The sequence below is a fragment of the Halobacillus alkaliphilus genome, assembly GCF_900113125.1.
In the GTDB taxonomy this organism is placed as follows: domain Bacteria; phylum Bacillota; class Bacilli; order Bacillales; family Halobacillaceae; genus Halobacillus; species Halobacillus alkaliphilus.
In genome coordinates this window covers 52,696-74,856 of the sequence record NZ_FOOG01000014.1, presented here as the reverse complement: position 1 = coordinate 74,856, position 22,161 = coordinate 52,696, and the positions used below count along the sequence as shown (strand labels likewise).

Genomic DNA, 22,161 nt, shown 5'->3' with positions numbered 1-22,161 from the left:
GTATCTTCATGCCAAATACCAAAGACTTAAATTCCGTCGAGGGTCTAAGAAAGCGAGAGTTGCCATCGCCCGGACATTACTTGTGATCGTGTACCACCTATTAACCAAAAGAGAAATGTACAAAGAACAAGGGGCAAACCATTATAACCAACAAGCATTAGAAGCAAAAAAACAAAAGGCAATTAAGAGTCTTCAACGTTTAGGTTTTGTAGTCGACTTATCGCCACAGTCGGCTTAGAGAAGAATAATGAAATAAATATCAAAGTGATTCAGGGATTTTTAAAAAAGTAATAAGATCCCCTTTATTTAGTGCGGTCTTAAAGCTGTAATTATTTTCAGGGTAGGCTAAATTAAAAATAAATAAGTAAAAAGGGGATAATGGAATGGAGTTTTCATTATTAATGGAGTACGGCTGGGTCTTACTTATTCTTATTGGATTAGAAGGTATTTTGGCCGCAGATAATGCATTGGTTATCGCGACCATGGTTAAACATTTGCCTGAAGAGAAACGGAAAAAGGCACTATTTTATGGTTTAGGCGGGGCTTTCGCTTTTCGAATTGCCTCTCTGTTTATCATCTCCTACCTCGTCCAGATTTGGCAGGTTCAAGCTATTGGTGCTTTGTATTTAATTGGGATAGCTGCTTACCATTTGTGGAAAAAACACGTGTTAAAACCAAAGGTAAAGAAATCACATTCAGAAAGCAAAGGCTCTGGTTTCTGGATGACCGTTGTTAAAGTCGAACTTGCTGATATTGCGTTCGCTGTAGATTCCATCCTTGCTGCAGTCGCTTTAGCGGTCATGCTCCCAGCAAGCTCTCTTCCTCAGATTGGCGGTTTAGACGGTGGACATTTCGCGGTGATCCTTGCCGGTGGAATTATCGGGCTGATTATTATGCGGTTTGCTGCCGGGTATTTTGTAACTCTGCTCGACAAGCGTCCTGGTCTTGAAACAGCAGCTTATCTTATCGTTGGCTGGGTAGGCGTTAAGCTGGCCGTCTATACACTCGCGCACCCTGAACTCGCTCTATTAGCGGAAGGCTTTGCTAAAAGCCTGACCTGGAAACTTATCTTCTGGTCTGTTCTCCTGACTATCGGTGCTGGCGGCTGGTTCCTTTCTAAAGAAAAAACAGAACCCGTGGTCAAAACAGAAACGGCGCTTTAAAATAGAAAATGTAAAACGCAGCGGATTAATAATAAAAGTTTTAAACTAATAAAGACGAGAGATCATAAGAGATCTCTCGTCTTTTTCTAATACACCGTTATTTCTTCTTCATAAGCCGTTAAAGCTTCATCAAACATCTTCAGACCTTCGTCAATCTGTTCTTTACTTATCGTTAAAGGAGGGATCATACGAATGATTTCCGTCTGATTGCCGCCAAAGTAAAAGAGAACTCCATTTTCAAGAGCCTTGTCCAGAATGTTAAATAAGCCTTCACTATTGGGTTTTCCAGTAACGGGATCCACAATTTCAATACCGATCATAAGACCGACTGACCGTATACGTCCGATTGATTTATGCCGGTCTTTTATCTTCTTCAGCTTCTCCGCAGCATAAGCTCCTGTTTCCTTCGTATTTTCAAGCAGATTCTCTTCCTGTATCACATCCAGAACCGCATTGGCTGCACTACAGGCGATTGGATTTCCACCGAAAGTAGTGGCATGACTTCCCAACGGCCACTGCTTCATTAGTTCATTTGGAGCAACCGTGGCACTGAGCGGCATTCCATTAGCAATACCTTTCGCGATCGCCATGATATCCGGTGTCACATCAAAAGTTTGGGAGGCAAACCACTCACCCGTCCGTCCAAACCCTGTCTGTACCTCATCAAAAATAAGTAATAAACCGTAATAGTCGCATAGTTCGCGGACCTTTTGAAGCCAGGCTTTTGGCGGGACGATATAGCCGCCTTCTCCAAGTACGGGTTCAACTAAAACAGCTGCCACCTCATCGGGGGTCACTTGATGGGCAAACAACCGCTCGAAATCCTTTTCTAATTGCTGCACCACATACTGTTCTGGATCTGTGCCTTCAGGAGCATCCTCCACCTGGGCGTAAGGAACCTGATAAGATCCGGTCGGATTCAAAAACTTGCGATATTTACTTTTTGAACTGGTGACACTTAGGGCTCCCATAGAACGACCATGGAAACCGCCAATAAACGATACGATGTAAGGCCGTTCCGTCACATGCTTTGCTAGCTTGATTGCTCCTTCAATGGCTTCTGCTCCGCTATTTCCAAAAAAGAAGCAGTCGAGATCCCCGGGCATGATTTCAGCCAGACGATCTGCAAGTTTCAAAATCGATTCGTAAATAATGACTCCAGATGGTCCGTGCCCTAGCTGGTCTGCTCCTTCCTTAATAGCCTCCACCACTTTTGGATGGCGATGGCCTACGTTAGTCGTGGCGATACCCGAAGTAAAATCCAGATACGTCCTGCCATCTACACCGTAGTAATAGCAACCTTCCTCTTTGAGTACCGGCAAGTTCGGGTGGTCCTTAGCCATGCTCGGCGCGAGCCGATTTGACATATTTTCAACAAGATGATTCCAGTCATTCCCCATTATAAACTACCTCCATAAAAAAACTCTCTCTATAATAGCACGCGGTTCAGAAGAATAATAGATGAGCCATCAAAGCTGCGATTGGCAGCGTAATAACGGTTCTCTGTAAAAAGATAATGAACAATTCTCCAATGTTCAAAGGAATTTTCGATTTAATTAACAGAATACCAATCTCAGACATATACACTAATTGGGTCAGAGACATGACTCCGATGATAAAGCGGGTCAGCTCTGATTCGATTCCCGATCCAATAACAGCAGGCAGGAACATGTCCGCAAATCCGACAATCATTGCCGGAGCAGCCGCCTGAGCCTCTGGTATTTGCAGTACGTTCAAAAATGGAATAAATGGATAAGATAAGAACGTGAAAATTGGCGTGAATTCAGCGATCATAAGAGCAATCGTTCCAAGAGCCATAACCAGAGGAATTAGACCAAGCCAGATGTCTGCTACATTAAAGATTCCTCGATTGATCACACTACGCGCGCTTTTTACCTGGTCGGCCTTTCTTACAGCCTGGTCCACCGCCCATTGAAAACTTGAAAAGCCTGAAGGCACCGCTTCATCAATTTGTTTTCCAGCCGGCCCATAGTACGTACTCTTTTTTCGAGAAAGTGGTGGAAGACGCGGGCAGATTACCGCTGCTACAATACCACATACAGCTACGGTGAAATAAAACTGAACGAACATATGGTCAATTCCTATGAATCTTGCAATAACTAAACTGAAAGCTATCGATGCAATGGAAAAGTTAGTTGCGACCACGGCCGCTTCTCGTTTAGAGTAGTAGCCTCCTTCGTACTGCTGAGTAGTCAGCAACACTCCAACCGTTCCACTGCCCATCCATGAAGCTAAGGCATCGACAGAAGAACGGCCCGGCAGCTTAAATAAGGGCTGCATGACTTTACGAACCATTGTCCCAATAAAATCCATTAATCCAAATTCTAATAGTAATGGCATGAACAAGCTGGCAAATAAAAACCAGACCATTAATACCGGAATCAGATCAAACAGTACCACCTGACCAGTTAATTCAGAAGAAACCACTTCAGGGCCTGCGCCAGTCAGTGTCAGTGTTGCAAAGACAGCTCCCAGTAAACGCAGAGCAATCCAGAATAAGCCAACATCAAATAATTTTGCAATAAATGTATGATTGCGGATAGTGGGCTTACTGATTCCTTTGATTGCAATCGCGCCGACAGTTGAAATCCAAAGTACACTTGTCATAAATAAAGGAATGTAATCTGAAATAGCAGCCTGCAGCCCGTCGGCCATCACCCCGAGTCCAATCGTGACCGTACCATCTACTGAGATGGGTACTAGGAACAATAGCACCCCTATGATAGACGGGATTAAGAATTTAATTAATTGTTTGCCTGTATATTTCTTTTCCATCTGTAGTTCTTGCTTTTCTAACTCCATCTTCCTTCCTCCACTTCTGAATATGAATGCATATTTTTTCGAATTTTAAGGTTATATATCCTTTTCAATTTGTTAATCATACATTTTAATGCATATTGATTCAATACTTTTTAAGAAGAAACTTGTTCTTCTATTTCATTTTTTGCAGATCCCATCCATATTAAGGAATAAATATACATAATCATCTAATGTTTTCAATAAAGACCCTGCCAAACACTTTTATATATCTCCCATCGTTTTTATTACACTAAAGGGCCGGTTACTGTAAGACTCAGTTTCGAGATAAATTGGGTCCGTTACTCTATGTGGAAGAGGGCTGGTGGGGAAATAACTCGCTTTCCTATGGCCCTACACGACGCAGGGCCGGAAAGCGAAATCGTCCCCCGGAGGACCTAATTCTCACAAATGTCTCGAAATCAAGTCTTCAAGTAATGGGAGCTTTTCTGTAACTATTGTCACGGAGCTTTAGTAATCTCTTCATAAAAAAATAGAAGCTGCGTTTAGCAGCTTCTATCATTCTAAATGATTTGTTTTTCAGTAATGACGACTCCTCTTTTGCCCATCTCTTTAATATAAAGATCGCCAGGAACTATTTGCTCAGGAGGACAGACCCCTTTTTTAGTGATGGCCTGACTGCCAATCATCTGAGCGACCACAGATATCGTGTTCGCCGTAGCTCGAGCCATGGCCGTCACATTGGTGATCCGATCCTTATAGGTGACCATTTCATATTGATAGGCAGACTGTTTACCATCCTTTTCTCCGCCCACGTTTACTCGCAGAAGGACCGCATCCTCCTTATTCTTTAAGCTAACAATTGGATCAATCGTCTTTAACAGCACTTCTCTGGTTTTAACCTTCACACCGCCGACCTCAACTTCGCTGTCATTATGCGTTAAATTCAAGTCGACCAATAGCTTCATCTTTTCCGCGTGGCCCGGGTACCGAATGGTTTTATACTCCAGCGTACGAACCTTTGGATAAGATTTAAGCAATGTAGACGTCCCCCCGGACGTATGGAAAGCTTCAAGCGGACCATAACGTTCAAAATAGATAGGTTCTATTTCTGAAAGAGAGGAGACTTCCTCAAGCTTACCGTTTCGAATAATAGTAGAAGGATCTGTATAATGATCAAGCAGACCTTCCATTGAAAAAACGTGATTGTATTCTAGAGGAGGTTCTGGCTGGACAGGTATCCCTCCAACAAACAGGCGCAGCGAATCGAGCTTGTTCAGTTTACTAACTCCATAGCCTGATAGAATATTAATCATTCCAGGAGCTACACCGAGATCAGGAATAATGGTCACTCCTGCAGCCTGGGCTTTTTCATTCAACTCCAACACTTTGTCTGTGATATGACCGATATGCCCTCCAAGATCTACAGAGCTTACGCCTACCCCAATGGCTGTCCTCGCGACCATTTCATTGAAGGAATAGAATAGCGCATTAATGACGACATCATAAGATTTCATGAAAGCGGCCAGTTCTGCAGCGTTGCCTGCGTCCACTTTATAAGCCTGAATTTTTGGAGAGTCTATACTTTGACATACCTTCTCCGCTCGAGATAAATCAATATCAGCGAGTCCCACGTGCTCGACTCCTGGACTATGGACTAAATCCCTTGCTGCTTCTTTCCCCATTAGACCAGATCCAAGTACTGCTACTTTCATCATCCGTCCTCCTCTTCCCTCATTACCATACGATCTACTCCACGTCGATTTGAGCGCGCTGTAATTTACCACTGAAATCCACATAAACGGATTTCCATTCTGTAAACACATCTAAAGCCGCAAGTCCGGAATCCCGGTGCCCATTGCCCGTTCCTTTTGTTCCACCAAAAGGAAGATGAATTTCTGCACCCGTTGTCCCTGCATTTACATACACAATTCCTGTGTCCAGATCCCGCTGGGCTGCAAAAACTTTATTGATATCCTTCGTAAAGATGGAACTCGAGAGGCCAAATTCCACTCCGTTATTGATCTCAACAGCTTCTTCGAGACTCTTTACAGGAATCAAGGAAACGACCGGTCCAAAGATTTCTTCCTGGGCGATACGCATGTCGGCCTTCACATCTGTGAATAATGTAGGTGCAAAATAATGACCTTTTTTATGATCTCCGTTTTCCAGTACATAACCGCCCGCAAGCAGCTTGGCCCCTTCTTCGTTCCCTACTCGAATATAGCTTTTTATTTTTTCAAGTCCTTTTTGATTAATAATTGGCCCTACTTTAATCGATTCATCTAATCCGTTGCCGATAGTCAGCTTAGCCATTTCGTACATTAGTCGTTCTTCTAATTGATCCTTTAAGCTGTCATGAACCAATACGCGGCTGCAGGCGGTACAACGCTGTCCGCTCGTTCCGAATGCGCTCCACAAAATACCCTCTACGGCTAATGAAAGATCAGCATCATCCATCACAATGACCGCGTTTTTTCCTCCCATTTCAAGTGAGACTTTTTTCAGTTTCTGGCCGCACTTAGATGCAATTCCGCGCCCGACTTCATTAGAGCCTGTAAATGAGATAACCCGTATATCATTTTCTTCAAGCATGGCTTCACCAACGGTAGAACCTGAACCGAATACGACATTGATGACCCCTTTAGGAAGGCCCGCTTCTTCAAATATTTTAGCTAATTCAAAAGCCATGACCGGTGTTTCGGAGGCGGGTTTCCAAACAACCGCATTCCCTGCTACGATGGCCGGGAACGATTTCCACGTCGCTATGGCTATCGGAAAATTCCAAGGGGTAATAATTCCAACGACTCCTACAGGGGCACGTACACTCATAGCGAATTTGTCTTTCAGTTCGGACGGAGTGGTCTGGCCGAATAACCTCCGTCCTTCCCCAGCCATATAGAAAGCCATATCGATCCCTTCCTGCACTTCTCCGCGTGCTTCTTCCAGAACTTTTCCATTTTCCATCGTCAGCCAGCGAGACAAGTACTCTTTTCTTTCTTTCATGATTAAACCAACACGATAAAGTACTTCCGCACGCTGAGGAGCAGGCACAAGCGCCCACTCCTTTTGAGCTTTCTTTGCAGCCTCTACAGCGGAAGCTACCTCTTCTTTACCAGACAATGGCACTTGCACAAGCGTTTCAAGCGTAGCCGGATTGGTTACATCAGCATACGCACCATTTTCAGGTTGCAGCCATTCTCCATTAATGAAATTCTGAAGTTTTTCTTCTTGGTTCAACTTTTGACTCAAGGTAATCTCCTCCTCGAACTAACTTTGATCGGCAGCTCGCTGCCTTATTTGTTGAATCGTCGAAGACACAGATATTTGTTCTGCATCGCTTTCTATTTCAATAAGAGCCGGCTCCTGGCACTCCAGGGCTCCCAGTAAGGCTTGTTCAAACTCTTCAGGATTCTTAACGTAAAAACCCATCGCACCTAACTGAACGGCCATATCCGAAAAAGGCACCTTCCCAAGATCCGTTCCAATCGTTTTAAATGGATAGCGCATTTCCTGATGCATCCGGATCGTTCCATACATACAATTGTTAAACACAATACTAATGACCGGAATGTTATACCTTACAGCGGTCTCAAGCTCCTGCATGGTCATTAGGAAGCCGCCATCTCCAGAAAGAGAAACCACTATCCTGCCTGGGTGTGCTAATTTAGCTCCGAGGGCTGCGGGCAAACCGTATCCCATGGCTCCGGATGTAGGACCAATATACGTTTTCTTATAGTTAAACTGATAGTACTTATGGAGCCATCCAGCAAAGTTCCCGGCATCATTCGTAAGAATCGCATCATTAGGCAAGTGTTCTTGAAGAAGTGCAATAATCCGCTGATTCCAATTGTTATTAACCGGTAAACTCAGCGAAGATTGATAGATTTCTCTTCTCTTTGTCGTCCAATTCCTCCGATTGGGCGCAGTTAAAGTTAAGAGGGCTTTCAATCCTTCTTTCGCATCGGCTACGATTCCCACATCAAGTGCATAGACTTTCCCCAGGGTTTCATCATTTATATCCATATGGATCAACGTCTGACCCTTATTAAATATCGTATAATCCTGGGTGGTAATCTCTGATAATCGCGTACCTACCGAAAGGATGAAATCTGCTTCCTTCACTGTCTGAATGATAGATTTTTCCGTGCCTAAACCGAGATGACCGGCATACAGCCTATGGTTATTTGGAAAAACATCCTGCCTCCGAAAAGCCGCCATCACAGGGATATCACATTTCTCTGCAAATTGAATGAGCGTATCTTCTGCACCTGCGATTTTCACTCCGCCACCTGCAATAATGAGAGGACGCTCTGCTTTTTGCATATACTCTTCTACAAGCTTTATTTCTTTTTGGGACGGAGCAGGACAGGGCCTGACAGTTGGATTTTGAAACTCCATGTTTGCTTCTTTTACCAGTAGATCTTCCGGTAAAGAAATGACCACAGGTCCCGGCCGTCCTGTTTGTGCGATTCGAAAGGCTCGATGAACCAATTCCGGAATGCGGACAGGGTCATCTATTTCAACCGCCCATTTCGCAATCGGACTAAAGAAGTGAGCCAGGTCAATTTCCTGGAACCCCTCTCTCCCTCTGAAGCTGCTATGAACTTGTCCTAAAAAAACGACCAAGGGAGTGGAATCCTGATAAGCTGTGTGCACACCAATGGCTAGATTCGAGCCGCCCACTCCTCTTGTAGCCATTACAACCCCCGGCTTACCTGTTGCTTTTGCATAACCTTCGGCCATAAAAGAAGCCCCGCCCTCATGCCTTGCAGATATCAGCTTCATAGAAGGTTCATGAAGGATCGCGTCCATAACCGGAAGATAGCTTTCTCCTGGGACACAAAACACTTTCTCGATAGCTTCTATTTTCATGCATTCTATAATCGCCCTGGCACTTGTCATTAATAGGGGTTCCTTATGGACCATTTGAATGCTCTCCTGCCTTCATGGTTTTCATGCGGTTGACCGCTTCCTGCAGCCGCTCTTCTGGAACAGATAAGGAAATCCTGAAATATCCCTCTCCCTTCTTTCCGAAAGCCGTTCCAGGTGTTAAAATCACTCCGGCCTCATCCAGTACTTTTTCAACGTACCCTTGTGATGTATAACCTTTTGGAACTGGGGCCCAAATAAAAAAGGTGCCTCTTGGACGATCTGCGTGGATGTCCATTTCTGATAAACCAGTTAGCATCCGGTCCATACGTTTTTCATAAATCCTGTTATTCTCTTTCACTGTTGAGAAATCACTGTTTAAGGCAGCTGCTCCCGCTTTTTGTATAGGCAGAAACTGACTGGTGTCTGTGTTACTTTTCATTACAGCTAACGCTTGTATCAATTTTTTATTACCTACCGCGTATCCAATTCTCCACCCGGTCATATTAAAACTTTTCGATAAAGAACCAAACTCCACCGCCGTCTCTTTCGCGCCTGGTATCTGCAGAATACTGGGAGCCTTATAACCAGAGAAAGTTACTAAATCATAAGCTGCATCGTGAGCTACACAGAGCTTATGCTGCTTCGCAAATGCCACGGCTTTCTCAAAGGTCTCCACCTCTACCGTTGCCCCAGTTGGATTCCCGGGATAATTTAAAATCATCAGTTTCGCTTTCTCCACGTCTTCCTCAACCAGCAATTGATAATCGGGTACATACCCATTCTCTCTGTCCAATGAATAAGGAAGCGCTGTTCCGTAAGCCAGATGCACAGCTGATTGATACACAGGGTAGCCTGGATCAGGAATCAGCACACCGCCGCCCGGATCAATGACAGCCCTGATTAAATGAGCGATTCCTTCCTTTGAACCAATTAAGGCCAGGACTTCTGTATCCGGGTGCAGGTCGACATCATAATGCTTCTTGTAAAAGGAAGCGACTGCCTGCTTAAATTCCTCGCATCCGCCATAAGGGGCATATTTATGGTTTTCGGGATTGGCCGCTTCTACAGTTAAACGATCGATAATAAAGGACGGAGCAGGCAAATCCGGAGCTCCTATTCCTAAATCAATAACGTCTATCCCCTGCTGTTTTAATTTCTTCTTTTTCTCATGAAAGATAGAAAATAAATAAGGAGGCAGACTTTTCACCTGTCTTGAACCAAATTCCATTGTAAAACCCCCAAGTCACTGTCAAGTAATCTTAATTTTCTAAGGTGGAAATGAATGGGATGCTTCTGAGACCTGTCCTGCTTTTCTCAGAATTGTCCCACTGCTCTATCTTATTACGATAGAAATTATTTCATGATAGGCATTTATTCATTGAATAAAAATGAATGAAGTATTCATATCCACCGAACCTTTGGAATAAGATGAAGTGTAACCCTTGAGGACAGACCCTATTATGATCAAGACCATCGTTCCCAAGCCAGTTGGATTCATACTACGTATGGGTTCTTCTGGCTTTTTACTTGTTAGAAAGGAAGTGATCCATTTGGCTGGGGCTCTTGAAGGAGTTCGTGTACTTGATTTGACCCGGGTGCTTGCTGGTCCTTATTGTTCTATGATTCTCGGAGATCTAGGGGCAGACGTTATCAAAGTGGAAGCGCCTGGCGGAAGCGATGACACCCGGAAGTGGGGGCCGCCATTCCAGGAAGGAGTCAGCGCTTATTACGCATGTGCCAATCGTAATAAAAAGAGTCTTACCATTAATTTAAAAGATGAAAAAGGAATAGACATCATCCGACAGCTCACAGCTGAAAGTGATGTCCTTCTTCACAATTTTAAAACGGGTACCATGGAGAGACTCGGACTTAGTTATGAGCATCTGAAAACGATTAATAAAGAGCTTGTTTACTGCTCCATTACCGGATTTGGTGAAACGGGGCCTTATAAGCATCTCCCAGGGTATGACTTCATTATCCAAGCCATGAGCGGACTGATGAGCATTACAGGAAACGAAGAATCCGGGCCTCAAAAAACGGGTGTTGCGATCACAGACATATTAACGGGATTATATGCCTGTATCGGCATTCAGGCTGCTTTACTCGAGCGGTCTCACTCAGGTTATGGCCAGCAAATTGATTTATCATTATACGATGCGGCTGTCAGTTCACTTGTTAATATAGGAAGCAACTATTTAATGTCCGGTGAAATTCCAGGAAGACTCGGGAATCATCATGCCAATATTGTCCCCTATCAAACCTTTCGAACCAAGGATGGTGACATGGTTATCGCTGTTGGAAATGACATCCAATTTGCTTCTCTCTGTCAGATCATCCAAAAACCCGAGCTTGCTGCAGATATTCGCTTTCGAACGAATCCAAATCGAGTCTCTCATAGACAGGAGCTTGTGCCGCTCTTACAAGAAGGATTCCTTGAGAAACCTACAGATTATTGGAAGGAAAAATGTCAGGGAGCCAACATCCCATTTGGACCGATCCACACGCTGGATGACTTATTTCTCGATCCACAGCTTAAAGAAAGAGATATGTTTCTAAAAGCCGAGCATCCGAAAGCCGGCCCCATAAAAATGATCGGCAGTCCGTTGAAACTATCCAGATCCAAGGTGAAGCTGAAGCGTCATCCTCCAGAACCAGGAGAACATACGGAAGAAATCCTTAAATCCCTGGGCTACGAAATGGTGGAAATTGAAGAACTACGAAAAATGAGCGTTATTTAAGGAGAGATCTTATGGATTTTGATTTCAGTGAAGAACAGGTCATGCTCCGCAAGACAGTGCGTGGATTTGTGGATAAGGAAATTATGCCGTATATCGGAGAATGGGATGCGAAGGGAAAATTTGATTCAAACTTGTTAAAAAAGCTGGCTGACTTAGGTCTGATGGGCGTCTGTATTCCAGAAAAATATGGCGGAAGCGGCATGGACTACAATTCCCTTGCTATCGTATGTGAAGAATTGGAGCGTGGAGATACGGCCTTTCGAACCGCTGTGTCCGTTCATACTGGTCTTAACAGTATGACGCTTTTGCAATGGGGAACGGATGAACAAAAGCAGCGGTACTTAATTCCGCAGGCAAAGGGTGAAAAAATAGGCGGGTTCGGACTTACCGAACCCGGGGCTGGCTCTGACGTGGCTGCACTCCAGACAACTGCGCGTCTCGATGGCGACGCATACGTGCTTACGGGGCAGAAGACGTGGATCTCCCTTTGTGATACGGCCGATTATTTTCTCGTTTTCGCCTATACCGACAAAAGTAAAAAGCATCACGGCATCTCAGCCTTCATCGTGGAACGAACCATGAAAGGATTCTCTTCAAAAGGGATCAAAGGGAAATTAGGTATACGTGCCGGAAATACAGGGGAATTATTTTTCGATCAAGTCCGTGTGCCTAAGGAAAACTTAGTCGGTAATGACGGCGACGGGTTTAAGATTGCTATGGCTGCGTTGGATAATGGCCGGTTTACTGTGGCGGCCGGGGCTTGTGGTCAAATCATGGCTTGTCTCGAAGTAAGTGTTGAGTACTGCCACGAGCGTAAAACATTCGGGAAGGAAATCGGAAGACATCAGCTGGTCCAGCAGATGATTGCGAATATGGAAGCTGGTCTTCAAATGAGCCGTCTCCTCGTCTATCGGGCCGGGGAGATGAAAAATCAAGGTGTTCGTAATACGCGGGAAACGTCGCTTGCTAAATGGCAGGCCTGTAATTTTGCTAATCAGGCAGCGGATGATGCTGTTCAAATTCATGGAGCTTATGGTTATTCCAATGAATATCCGGTCGAACGCTATTTGCGTAACTCTAAGGCCCCGGTCATTTACGAGGGTACAAGAGAAATTCACACCATTATGCAAGCTGAGTATGTCCTTGGCTATCGGAAAGATAAACCGCTAAGCCGAACGCTTCCTGCCTGGCAGTCTAACTGTTGATCAAAAAATGAAAGGCGCTATTCTTAAATAGAATAGCGCCTTTCATTTTGGTTATCTTAAATATTATTATGGATATTCATAAACGAGTTCTTCCACAATAGGTCCGGATACTGTAAGGCCCAGTTTCGAGATATTGGTGTACGGGTGTAGGACCGCAGGAAAGCGAGGCATTTCCTAACCAACCCTAGTCCTACTAAAGACCAAGGCAGAGCTACAAGCGGAAGTTCGACTAAGAACGCCACTTCGTGTGGCAACGTCGAACGACCCTGCGTCGTGCAGGGCCTAATTTTTTGAGGATGAGTCTGCTCTTTCCCAAATTAATTGTGTATTCTTTTCCTGCCCTTGAATAAAAACCGGCTGGCTGTTAATAATCAATCGGTCTCCTTCAAATTGAACATACCGCGGCTGCGTATCGCCTTCCCAGTTCGGATTCAAGCTTACCGTCATATAGTGCTCCACCATACTTTTCCCAGAATCTATTTCGTATGTCCCAGAGTAGGCTAGATATCCTTTAGCAGCTGCTGCGACCGCCTTGGTCGGACCCGTATGGATACCTCCTGCTGCATAAGCAAGCCGGCCTGAACTCATAATTTGAACAGACATATATCCATCTTCGTGATAAATCGCGATTCCAGAGGCATCTTTACCCATTGGATGATTTGATACGCCCCTCGAATCTGTCACTTGATAATTAACGAGTTTCCAAACCCCGGTCAGTTTCTCCTTAAGTGTCCGCGCCTCTTCGTTCATCGTCAAACTCTCCTTATATTATGATTTGTTTATTATTTAGCCCATTCGTTTATTTTAACAAAAATAGTACGAAAAATTTTATAATTTGCCTTGTCTCAAACTAAAAAGACCCAGACACGTGCAAAGCGTCTGGATCTTTTATTTATTCTTGTGCGGCTTGATTTTTACTCGTTAGCGTAAAGAAAGCAATCGAACCAATAGAGGCGGTAATAAATAATGTGGCTCCCATTGGAACGGCGGTACTTTCATCAAGACCGACAAGCGGAGAAACCATCGATCCAAACAATAGAGGAAGCATCCCTAAAACAGCACTCGCACTCCCCGCCCGATGCCCTTGATGCTCCATGGCAAGCGTGAACGTACTGGTCAAAACCATTCCCATAGCCGTCATGTATATAAAAATAGGAATAACAAGCGAAGCCAGAGGCCCTTCAATAATCGTCATAACTAAAAGAAATGAGGTGGCACTTACGGCCGTAATAACAGCTGCGCGAAGCAGGCTTCTCTCATGAATAATGCCTCCCAGGCGGCCAATAAGAAAGCTGCCCGTAATAATCGCCAGACCATTGATACCAAACAGTACACTGAAAACCTGAGGAGACACACCGTAAATACCCTGATACACAAACGGAGTTCCTGAAACATACGCAAAGCTGCCTCCGTGAACAAATCCGATCGTTAGCGCATAACCAATAAAGGAACGATCCTTTATCAGCCTCCCAATCGTTTTTACGGACTCCCGAATTGAACTTGGAATTCGCTTTTCCGGCGGCAGGGTTTCTTTTAACTTCAAGGCTATCGTCGACACGATGATCAAACCTAGCAGGCAGAGAAAATAAAAAATTGTATGCCATGTTGCAAATGGTAATAGCAAAATAGCTCCCCCTGTCATGGGTGCAATCATGGGAGCTGTAGCATTAATGACCATTAACAGAGCAAAGAACTTAGTAAGCTCTCTTCCATCGAAAACATCACGCACAACCGCGCGGGAGAGGACAACACCTGCAGAAGCAGTGAATCCTTGAATAAATCGTGCTAACACTAATATGTAGATATTAGGAGCGAGCGCACAAAGCAGGGAAGCAACCGCAAATAAGAATATAAACAGCAGCAGAGGCTTCCTCCTGCCCTGGGCATCACTAATCGGCCCTACCACTATCTGACCGATCGCAAGTCCGATTAAGCAAGCCGTTAAACTCAGCTGGACGAGCGAAGCGGTCGCGTTTAAATCCGAAGCAATCCCCGGGAAGCTTGGTAAATACATATCTATATTGAGCGGACCTAGAATTCCAAGCATACCTAGAAGCAAAGCCAGGCCCAGACGCTCTTTTCCTGTTGGATTATGAAGCATTAATCTCATACACCTTTCTTTACGAAGCCATTCGTTTATTTCACACTGCTGTATATCCCCCGTTGAAAGAAGCTATTAAACTACGATTTTATCTTTATTTAAACGATAAATCCACTTTTATGATTGGAAAACTTCGAGTCCTGCCCTTCTCCCCTTGATCTACACCGATAACTAGTAAAAATAATCCATATAACTTCATCTATTGACGGCTGGTATCACCGCTATTAGAATAGCCGAAGGAAAAAAAGCCAAGGCTTTTAAGTTTCAATTTATGAGAAAGATGAGGATTCACAATGCTATACCGTATGTCCATTTATATTCTTGGCATGTTTGTTAACTTTTTTGGTGTAGCCCTTTTGATAAAAGCCACATTAGGTGCAGGATTCTGGACCGCGTTATTTGTAGGATTATCTGATCGGCTTGGTTTTACTGTCGGCATCTGGTACGCAATTTTTCAATTGATTTTTATTTTTGTTAATGGCTGGCTCATGAAGCAAAAGCCAGAAGTGAGAGCCCTGCTCCCGCTCGTTTTAGAAAGTCTCATACTGGATTTCTGGGTAGAAATTGTATTTAAGAATATGACGATGGCTTCTGCTCCATTTCTCGTTCAGCTAGCTGTACTGCTGATAGGTGTCACCTTCAGCGCGCTGGGTGTCTCTATTTATATTTTACCTCAGCTGCCACGGGCACCTGTGGATCAACTATTTTTGGTAGTCGCCAAAAGATTTAATGTCAGCTTACGGTTGAGTCAAACGGCCATAGCTCTTACAACTTCAACCGCCGCTTTCTTTGTCGGCGGACCAGTCGGACTAGGAACTGCAGCTGGTGTTGCTTTTGCCGGGATACTGATCCAATACTTTTATACGTATGGTTATCCATTATATTATCTATATCACCCTCACTACCGCGAGCGTTTTACTCCAGTGTTATAAAGCTCAATCCCTCTGCTATTTGGCAGAGGGATTTTATAGTATGATTTTCTAAAACATGGATACTTTGCTATCGCTCTCGTGAAGCTGTAGGATCTATTGAATTAAATCTAACATCTATTTAACAGGATATATACTTTACACCACCCTGCTCTGCACAAACAAATAGCTTTAAAATTAAAACAAATTACGTAATAATGTTAAAATAGGAATCCTGTAAAAGGAGTGAATTAGATGATTGAACAAGAACGGCACGTGCTCGTTATTTTTCCCCACCCTGACGATGAAGCGTTCGGAGTGTCTGGAACGATTGCGTCCTATATAAAGCAAGGAACTCCCTTAACTTATTCGTGTCTTACACTTGGTGAGATGGGAAGGAATCTAGGCAAACCCCCATTTGCAACTAGAGAAACTCTGCCGGATATTCGGCGCAAGGAGTTGAAAAAAGCTGCAGAAGCCATGGGGATTGAAGACCTCCGTATGATGGGGCTTCGGGACAAAACTCTGGAGTTCGAAGATGATACAGAAATGAAACAAATGGTAAGAGATCTAATTGATGAACTGGAGCCTTCTTTAGTCATCAGTTTCTATCCTGGCTTTGCCGTTCATCCCGATCATGAAGCCACGGCACGAGCAGTAGTCCGAGCGCTTCGTGAGATGGAACCGGACGAACGTCCAAAATTCCATGCGATTGCCTTCGCTAACGACACGGAAGAAAAGCTTGGAGAACCGGATGTAGTGAACGATATTCAATCCGTGCAAACAGAAAAGCTGAATGCAATGCGTGCCCATATCTCTCAAACTGCGCGGATGCTTGAGATGCTCGAAGAAGGCATTAAAACTAAAGATCCTGAAGCTATGAAGTGGGTCACCAATGAACGATTTTATACGTATAAAGATTGGTCCATAGACCCTGGGAGATAAAAGAAAAGGAAGGTTGGCTCTATAAGAGTTCAGCCTTTTTTTCTTGTTGCCTGACAATAAGATGTGCAGGTCGTCCTTTCTGTCACAGGAATGTCTAAAAACGCACATTTTGGATTAAGATAGAAATGTTATGATGAAAGACGGAAACTACGGAAAGGAGTCTGATCATGAATCGATTACTATGGAGTTTACTCGTATTTATATTTATTTTACTATTAGCTGCTTGCGGAACTAATGAACAGAGTCAGCAAAATAGTGAATCAAGCTCTTCGGAAGATCAAGTAGCTGAAGTTCCAGAAGTAGAGGTGAAGTTTGGCGAGCAGCCAATTCCCGTGAAAGAGAAAACGACGATTGAAGCAGCCGTTACTCAGGCCAACGAACCCGTAGAAGACGCTGATTATGTAGATTTCGAAATTTGGAACGAATCCAATGGTCAGGAGAGCTCCAAAACCATTGAAGCAGAACATACAGGAGACGGGATCTATGAGATCGAATATACTTTCGATTCTTCAGGTACCTATCAAGTGATCGCGCATACACAAGTAGGAGATTTGCACACGATGCCTCAGGTGGAAGTAGTAGTTGGAGAAGAACAGTCATCTACTTCTGATAATAGTAGCTCACACAGTCACGAAGATTCACAAGATCATAACGATATGAAAGAGAAATTCATGGTTCATTTTATGAAAGAAGAAGGCTTTAAAGCTGGAGAAGAAACGCAGTTAACCACCCACATCAATCAGATGGAACAGCCATTTGAAGATGGTCTGGTGAGTTTTGAAATCAGTTCCGATCAAATGGATAAGCATCTTTATGTGGATGCTGAAGAGCAAGAGCCTGGAGAATACATCGCCTCCCACACCTTCCCTGCTGCTGGTTCTTATACCATTACCATTCATTATGAAAAACCGAATCAAGATATCCATGGACATCAGGAAGAGACTATTGAAGTCACTGAATAACAAAAAGGCCTGAGCCTCTATAAAGAGGTTCAGGCCTTTCGTTTATTAAATATCAGCGTTTTGCAGTTTTTTCTGTTTCGCCATTTTTTCACGTTCGTTTTTGTTCAAGTATTTCTTACGAAGACGTACGTTTTCAGGCGTTACTTCGCAATACTCATCGTCATCCAGATACTCAATCGCTTCTTCAAGCGTCATTTTACGAGTTTTCTTGATGGTATTTGTCGTGTCTTTGTTAGCAGAACGCACGTTAGTTAAATGTTTCTCTTTAGTAATATTAACTGTTAGGTCGTTCTCACGGTTGTGCTCTCCAACGATCATTCCTTCATAAACTTCAGTACCCGGCTCTACGAAAATAGTTCCGCGGTCCTCAAGATTCATGATGCCGTAAGTGGAAGCTTTTCCTTTATCAAGGGAAACAAGCACACCTTCACGGCGTCCGCCTACTTGACCTTTTGTTAATGGAGCGTAGCCATCAAACGTATGGTTCAAAATTCCATACCCGCGCGTCTGAGTCATAAATTCAGTGGAATACCCAATCAATCCGCGAGATGGGACAAGGAATTCAAGACGAACTTGACCATTGCCGTCGTTGACCATATCCTGCATTTCACCTTTACGGTAACCAATGGATTCCATTACACCGCCCTGATATTCTTCAGGCGTGTCAATTTGAACGCGTTCAACTGGCTCACAAACCTGCCCGTCAATCTCTTTCAAGATAACTTTTGGCTTGGATAATTGAAGTTCGAAACCTTCACGGCGCATATTCTCTACCAGAATGGACAGGTGAAGCTCACCACGACCGGATACCGTAAAGGCATCTGGGGAATCCGTTGGTTCAACACGTAGACTTACGTCCGTTTCTAATTGAGTCAATAGACGTTCTTCAATCTGACGGGAAGTTACATATTTACCTTCACGTCCAGCAAATGGGCTGTTATTGACAAGGAACGTCATTTGCAGCGTAGGCTCATCAATTCGAGGAATTTCCATTGCTTCCTGGTTGTCAGGAGGGCAGACGGTTTCCCCTACGTTAATGTCCTCAAGTCCTGCAAGAGCAATAATATCTCCAGCTTTAGCTTCTTCGATTTCTATACGCTTAAGACCAATGAAACCAAAGAGTTTGGACACTCTGAAGTTTTTAACTGATCCGTCCTTCTTCATAAGAGAAACCTGCTGTCCCACTTTGATACTGCCTCTGAAGACGCGTCCTACACCAATACGCCCTAGATAGTCGTTGTAATCCAAGAGCGTTACCTGGAACTGTAATGGCTCTTCTTTCGTATCTACAGGAGCCGGGATGTTGTTCATGATTAGTTTGAAAATCGGGTCCATCGTATCGTTCTGTTCTTCCGGCTCATCACCTGAAGTTCCGTTTAGAGCAGATGCATATACAACAGGGAATTCAAGCTGCTCATCATCCGCACCAAGCTCGATGAACAGATCAAGGACTTCATCAATTACTTCACCGGGACGGGCATTCGGACGGTCAATTTTGTTCAATACAACTACGGGTGTTAACTTTTGTTCCAGTGCTTTTTTAAGCACGAAACGTGTCTGTGGCATACAGCCTTCATAAGCATCAACCACTAATAGAACGCCATCAACCATTTTCAGAATACGTTCAACTTCTCCACCAAAATCGGCGTGACCTGGTGTATCAAGAATGTTGATCCGTGCATCATTATAGTTGATCGCGGTATTTTTCGCCAAAATCGTAATTCCGCGTTCTTTCTCTAAATCGTTTGAGTCCATTGCACGCTCGTCAACGTGCTCATTATCACGGAATGTTCCGGAGTAATGAAGCATTTGGTCAACCAATGTGGTTTTCCCGTGGTCAACGTGAGCGATGATCGCTATATTGCGAATATCATTTCTGTGTTGCATGAAGCACACACCTCTTTCGTTTCACTAATTATTCAACCCATCTATTATAACATAGTTATGCAGATGTCGATACCAGTCCGCATTTCTTTACATAATCATCATAATAACCAGCTTTCCTCTCTTATAAACTTAACAAATATGAAAGCATTAGGTAAAATAATTGCGTGAAGATGAACGTGACGGGTAAAATAACTAGACTGCCGCACGATATCAATTAATGAAGTTAGGTGTATATATGAAAACAAATAGAATTGGAGAGTGGCTGGAGGTCACTATTCCTGAAAAATGGAACGGTTATACCATTGAACGGGTGCTGAAGAAAGAATGGTTTGTTCCAAGAAAGCTGGTTCACGAATTCCGCTCCAACAATGAAGTAACATTAAACAATGAAACCGCCAACTGGAAGGATACAAAAGTAAAGGCAAACGATCTTTTAAGAATTCGATTATTCAAACCTCGCCAGCTTGAGGTCACCCCTGTGTACATGGACATCGACGTCGTCTATGAAGATGACCACCTGCTGGTTGTTAATAAACCTGCCGGGTTATTCACTCACCCCAACACACCGGAGGATCATCATACGCTGGTTAATGGAGTTGCTTTTTACTTTCAGATGAACGGTATTGAAGCCACTCCGAAGTATGTTCACCGGCTTGACAAGGACACATCTGGTGCAATCCTTTTTGCCAAACACGATCTGGCCATTGCCATGCTAGGGAAAGAACTGCAGAACCGGAATATTAAAAGAACATATATAGCATGGGCTCATGGCCGGTTAAAGCCAAAAAAGGCTACTATAGATCAGCCTATCGGAAAAGACCGGCATCACCCGGTAAGACGTCGTGTTTCCCCAAATGGCCAGCCGGCTATTACCACTTATGAAGTGCTTGAATATGATAAAGCAAGAAAAGCTTCGCTGGTTACACTTAATCTCCAATCGGGGCGAACTCACCAGATTCGTGTGCATCTGAGTTATTTAGGTCATCCGCTTCTCGGTGACGAACTGTATGGAGGAGAAGAAAAAAATGGACCTTCCCAGGCTCTTCATGCCGCGCGTTTGACATTTGTTCATCCTTTTACTGAAAAAGAAATTCGTTGCCTCGCTATGCCTCCGGAAGATTCGCCATTCTTTACAAATGAGCACGTAGAAGCTTTGGATACCTAATATCACATGTCTGTTTTTTGTCATAGATTTCGAGATAAAGGTATGCTACTCTTGGCTTGTTAACCTTTTCATTAAGAGAGAAGATGAACTAATAGATATAGAATGATTCGACGTCAGGACGAAGGGTTAACTTAACACCACATGCAGAGAGCCGCTCTTAATTAAGAGCGGCTTTCCTAGCGTGTTAAGGATTTTTCCTAACCGTTGTTTTTCGATAAATATAAAACTTCTCCTTCTTTTGCCTTCTTTCCAATCTGCAATAGCTTCTAATTTAATTCAGGTTTTTCTGATGAACTAGATGCCGGGTCTGCCTGCCCTCAAATACTCATCTTCTGCTATCTGCTTTAGATTTTCAGATCGGCGAGCGAGGAAATCCCTCATGTATTTTTTTAGAAATAACCGATTAAAAACTTTTCCAATAGGACCAAATGGAGATTCAAATTGTAAGATGTCCGTCATAAGCGTTCCCCCGTTCTGTTCCTCAAAGAGATGAACGTGAATAAGGGATTTAAAAGCCCCTTCTTCCATACGGTCCACGAACTCATAAGGCGGATTCATGGAAATGATCCGGGCCGTCAAGGTCTGCCGGATCCCTAAATGAATGGCTTCCCACGTCACGGTTTCTCCTTCATGGATTAATCCTTCCGTTACTCCAGCCACTGCCTTCTCTTTTGTATGGGGGACTGACTGAGGATGAAGGCTGATATTTCTGGCGATATCAAAACAAAACTCGATCGGCACGTCGATCCATATCGCAACTTTCACCACCGTCATTCCATTCCCTCCTTTAACATATATGTTCAATATTGTTGTTCATTTTAATAAGCAAGTCCTTCAGGGCCGGAAAGCGAGTCGTTTTCCCGCCCCTATCTCCATGATGATGTCTCGAAACTGCGTCTTAAAGAATCGGGAGCTTTTTTGAAAAGCAATAATATGGCAAGACTTAATAAAACTTTTCTATAAAAGGTGGATCGTTCGTTGACAGTGCTTCTTTCAGAAGCAGTGATACTCGATATACATTCCGCTCCCCCAACAATTAAACAAATAGTGTAGCATTCTCTGTAATGCTTACCATAACTTAAGAAAGACCAGTGAATTTTTCTTCCACTGGTCTTTCTCATCGTTACTTAATATTGCCGTATAAAATATCATATTTTTCTGCACATGCGAGATCAAGCTCTGTGAGCCCCTTGGCATTCCAAGAAGTCAGTTTCATTGTGACCACTTTGTAATCAATACTGATGAAAGGATGATGCTGAATTTCTTCCGAATATTCGGCCACAAGATTCACAAAACGGATGCCGGAAAGAAAGTCTTCAAAGCGGTAGCGTTTAACAATAAACTTGTTATCCGTCAATTTCCAGCCTTCTAATTCTTCTACTCGCTGCTGCTTTTCAGCTTCAGGAATAAGCTTCTCTTCCATTTGAATCCCTC

At 43.7% G+C, this 22,161-nt stretch carries 18 protein-coding genes and 1 pseudogene; 8 read left to right on the top strand and 11 right to left on the bottom strand.

Translation table 11 applies throughout. The features are described 5' to 3' along the window. Both BMZ06_RS20685 and BMZ06_RS09880 read left to right on the top strand, forming a co-directional pair. Positions 1–238 (top strand): annotated as a pseudogene (locus tag BMZ06_RS20685) (IS110 family transposase); the annotation flags it as partial. Positions 239–383: 145 nt separating this feature from the next. Then, positions 384–1,163 (top strand): TerC family protein, encoded by a 780-nt coding sequence (locus tag BMZ06_RS09880; protein ID WP_089751879.1) that lies wholly within the window; start codon positions 384–386, stop codon positions 1,161–1,163. 86 nt (positions 1,164–1,249) lie between these two features. Here the strand turns inward: BMZ06_RS09880 and BMZ06_RS09875 are convergent, their stop codons facing one another. The 6 genes from BMZ06_RS09875 to BMZ06_RS09850 all read right to left on the bottom strand — a co-directional run bounded on the left by BMZ06_RS09875 (position 1,250) and on the right by BMZ06_RS09850 (position 10,044). Then, entirely contained in the window at positions 1,250–2,563 is a 1,314-nt protein-coding gene (locus BMZ06_RS09875) for an aspartate aminotransferase family protein (protein WP_089751878.1), read from the bottom strand. 46 nt (positions 2,564–2,609) lie between these two features. Beyond that, complete coding sequence (locus BMZ06_RS09870) at positions 2,610–3,986, bottom strand: YjiH family protein (protein WP_089751877.1); 1,377 nt, start codon at positions 3,984–3,986, stop codon at positions 2,610–2,612. Positions 3,987–4,504: 518 nt separating this feature from the next. Next, positions 4,505–5,656, bottom strand: a complete 1,152-nt coding sequence (locus tag BMZ06_RS09865) for a saccharopine dehydrogenase family protein (RefSeq protein WP_089751876.1) — start codon at positions 5,654–5,656, stop codon at positions 4,505–4,507. 34 nt (positions 5,657–5,690) lie between these two features. Next, on the bottom strand, positions 5,691–7,193 hold the full coding sequence (locus BMZ06_RS09860) for an aldehyde dehydrogenase family protein (protein WP_089751875.1): 1,503 nt from the start codon (positions 7,191–7,193) through the stop codon (positions 5,691–5,693). Between the two features lie 18 nt (positions 7,194–7,211). Further along, positions 7,212–8,870, bottom strand: coding sequence for a thiamine pyrophosphate-dependent enzyme (locus BMZ06_RS09855; RefSeq protein ID WP_089751874.1), 1,659 nt, complete (start codon positions 8,868–8,870; stop codon positions 7,212–7,214). Next, positions 8,860–10,044: an aminotransferase class I/II-fold pyridoxal phosphate-dependent enzyme gene (locus BMZ06_RS09850; RefSeq protein ID WP_089751873.1), complete on the bottom strand. Its 1,185-nt coding sequence runs from the start codon at positions 10,042–10,044 to the stop codon at positions 8,860–8,862. Before BMZ06_RS09850 ends, BMZ06_RS09855 begins: the two co-directional genes overlap by 11 nt. Positions 10,045–10,366: 322 nt before the next feature. Between BMZ06_RS09850 and BMZ06_RS09845 the strand changes: the two genes are divergently transcribed. Together BMZ06_RS09845 and BMZ06_RS09840 are read left to right on the top strand one after the other, a co-directional pair. Then, a complete protein-coding gene (locus BMZ06_RS09845; protein WP_089751872.1) occupies positions 10,367–11,554 on the top strand; it encodes a CaiB/BaiF CoA transferase family protein in 1,188 nt (395 codons plus the stop codon). Between the two features lie 11 nt (positions 11,555–11,565). Beyond that, positions 11,566–12,759: an acyl-CoA dehydrogenase family protein gene (locus BMZ06_RS09840; protein ID WP_089751871.1), complete on the top strand. Its 1,194-nt coding sequence runs from the start codon at positions 11,566–11,568 to the stop codon at positions 12,757–12,759. A gap of 282 nt (positions 12,760–13,041) precedes the next feature. On the opposite strand, the gene BMZ06_RS09835 is transcribed toward BMZ06_RS09840, so the two are convergent. After that, entirely contained in the window at positions 13,042–13,509 is a 468-nt protein-coding gene (locus tag BMZ06_RS09835) for a lipocalin-like domain-containing protein (RefSeq protein ID WP_089751870.1), read from the bottom strand. A gap of 142 nt (positions 13,510–13,651) precedes the next feature. Then, positions 13,652–14,860: a Bcr/CflA family efflux MFS transporter gene (locus BMZ06_RS09830; RefSeq protein WP_089751869.1), complete on the bottom strand. Its 1,209-nt coding sequence runs from the start codon at positions 14,858–14,860 to the stop codon at positions 13,652–13,654. A gap of 293 nt (positions 14,861–15,153) precedes the next feature. Between BMZ06_RS09830 and BMZ06_RS09825 the strand changes: the two genes are divergently transcribed. The 3 genes from BMZ06_RS09825 (at position 15,154) to BMZ06_RS09815 (ending at position 17,675) form a co-directional block, all read left to right on the top strand. Then, positions 15,154–15,792, top strand: coding sequence for a YczE/YyaS/YitT family protein (locus tag BMZ06_RS09825; protein WP_089751868.1), 639 nt, complete (start codon positions 15,154–15,156; stop codon positions 15,790–15,792). 231 nt (positions 15,793–16,023) lie between these two features. Then, complete coding sequence (gene bshB2, locus BMZ06_RS09820; protein ID WP_089751867.1) at positions 16,024–16,713, top strand: bacillithiol biosynthesis deacetylase BshB2; 690 nt, start codon at positions 16,024–16,026, stop codon at positions 16,711–16,713. A gap of 167 nt (positions 16,714–16,880) precedes the next feature. After that, entirely contained in the window at positions 16,881–17,675 is a 795-nt protein-coding gene (locus tag BMZ06_RS09815; RefSeq protein WP_089751866.1) for a FixH family protein, read from the top strand. Between the two features lie 45 nt (positions 17,676–17,720). On the opposite strand, the gene typA is transcribed toward BMZ06_RS09815, so the two are convergent. After that, positions 17,721–19,562 carry a translational GTPase TypA gene (gene typA, locus BMZ06_RS09810; protein WP_089751865.1) on the bottom strand — a complete coding sequence of 614 codons (1,842 nt, stop codon included), beginning with the start codon at positions 19,560–19,562 and terminating at the stop codon, positions 17,721–17,723. 235 nt (positions 19,563–19,797) lie between these two features. On the opposite strand from typA, the gene BMZ06_RS09805 reads away from it, so the two are divergent. Then, positions 19,798–20,727, top strand: coding sequence for an RluA family pseudouridine synthase (locus tag BMZ06_RS09805; RefSeq protein ID WP_089751864.1), 930 nt, complete (start codon positions 19,798–19,800; stop codon positions 20,725–20,727). Between the two features lie 294 nt (positions 20,728–21,021). On the opposite strand, the gene BMZ06_RS09800 is transcribed toward BMZ06_RS09805, so the two are convergent. Both BMZ06_RS09800 and BMZ06_RS09795 read right to left on the bottom strand, forming a co-directional pair. After that, a complete protein-coding gene (locus tag BMZ06_RS09800) occupies positions 21,022–21,501 on the bottom strand; it encodes an SRPBCC family protein (RefSeq protein WP_089751863.1) in 480 nt (159 codons plus the stop codon). A 349-nt stretch (positions 21,502–21,850) separates the two neighbouring features. After that, a complete protein-coding gene (locus tag BMZ06_RS09795; RefSeq protein WP_089751862.1) occupies positions 21,851–22,150 on the bottom strand; it encodes a 4a-hydroxytetrahydrobiopterin dehydratase in 300 nt (99 codons plus the stop codon). Positions 22,151–22,161: the final 11 nt, after the last annotated feature.

Bases quoted from the DNA above. Each gene is read 5' to 3' on its own strand.
- BMZ06_RS09830 (WP_089751869.1), bottom strand. From the start codon at position 14,860: ATGCTTCATAATCCAACAGGAAAAGAGCGTCTGGGCCTGGCTTTGCTT.
- bshB2 (WP_089751867.1), top strand. From the start codon at position 16,024: ATGATTGAACAAGAACGGCACGTGCTCGTTATTTTTCCCCACCCTGAC.
- BMZ06_RS09870 (WP_089751877.1), bottom strand. From the start codon at position 3,986: ATGGAGTTAGAAAAGCAAGAACTACAGATGGAAAAGAAATATACAGGC.
- BMZ06_RS09850 (WP_089751873.1), bottom strand. From the start codon at position 10,044: ATGGAATTTGGTTCAAGACAGGTGAAAAGTCTGCCTCCTTATTTATTT.
- typA (WP_089751865.1), bottom strand. From the start codon at position 19,562: ATGCAACACAGAAATGATATTCGCAATATAGCGATCATCGCTCACGTT.
- BMZ06_RS09825 (WP_089751868.1), top strand. From the start codon at position 15,154: ATGCTATACCGTATGTCCATTTATATTCTTGGCATGTTTGTTAACTTT.
- BMZ06_RS09840 (WP_089751871.1), top strand. From the start codon at position 11,566: ATGGATTTTGATTTCAGTGAAGAACAGGTCATGCTCCGCAAGACAGTG.
- BMZ06_RS09880 (WP_089751879.1), top strand. From the start codon at position 384: ATGGAGTTTTCATTATTAATGGAGTACGGCTGGGTCTTACTTATTCTT.
- BMZ06_RS09865 (WP_089751876.1), bottom strand. From the start codon at position 5,656: ATGAAAGTAGCAGTACTTGGATCTGGTCTAATGGGGAAAGAAGCAGCA.
- BMZ06_RS09805 (WP_089751864.1), top strand. From the start codon at position 19,798: ATGAAAACAAATAGAATTGGAGAGTGGCTGGAGGTCACTATTCCTGAA.
- BMZ06_RS09795 (WP_089751862.1), bottom strand. From the start codon at position 22,150: ATGGAAGAGAAGCTTATTCCTGAAGCTGAAAAGCAGCAGCGAGTAGAA.
- BMZ06_RS09815 (WP_089751866.1), top strand. From the start codon at position 16,881: ATGAATCGATTACTATGGAGTTTACTCGTATTTATATTTATTTTACTA.
- BMZ06_RS09835 (WP_089751870.1), bottom strand. From the start codon at position 13,509: ATGAACGAAGAGGCGCGGACACTTAAGGAGAAACTGACCGGGGTTTGG.
- BMZ06_RS09855 (WP_089751874.1), bottom strand. From the start codon at position 8,870: ATGGTCCATAAGGAACCCCTATTAATGACAAGTGCCAGGGCGATTATA.
- BMZ06_RS09800 (WP_089751863.1), bottom strand. From the start codon at position 21,501: ATGACGGTGGTGAAAGTTGCGATATGGATCGACGTGCCGATCGAGTTT.
- BMZ06_RS09875 (WP_089751878.1), bottom strand. From the start codon at position 2,563: ATGGGGAATGACTGGAATCATCTTGTTGAAAATATGTCAAATCGGCTC.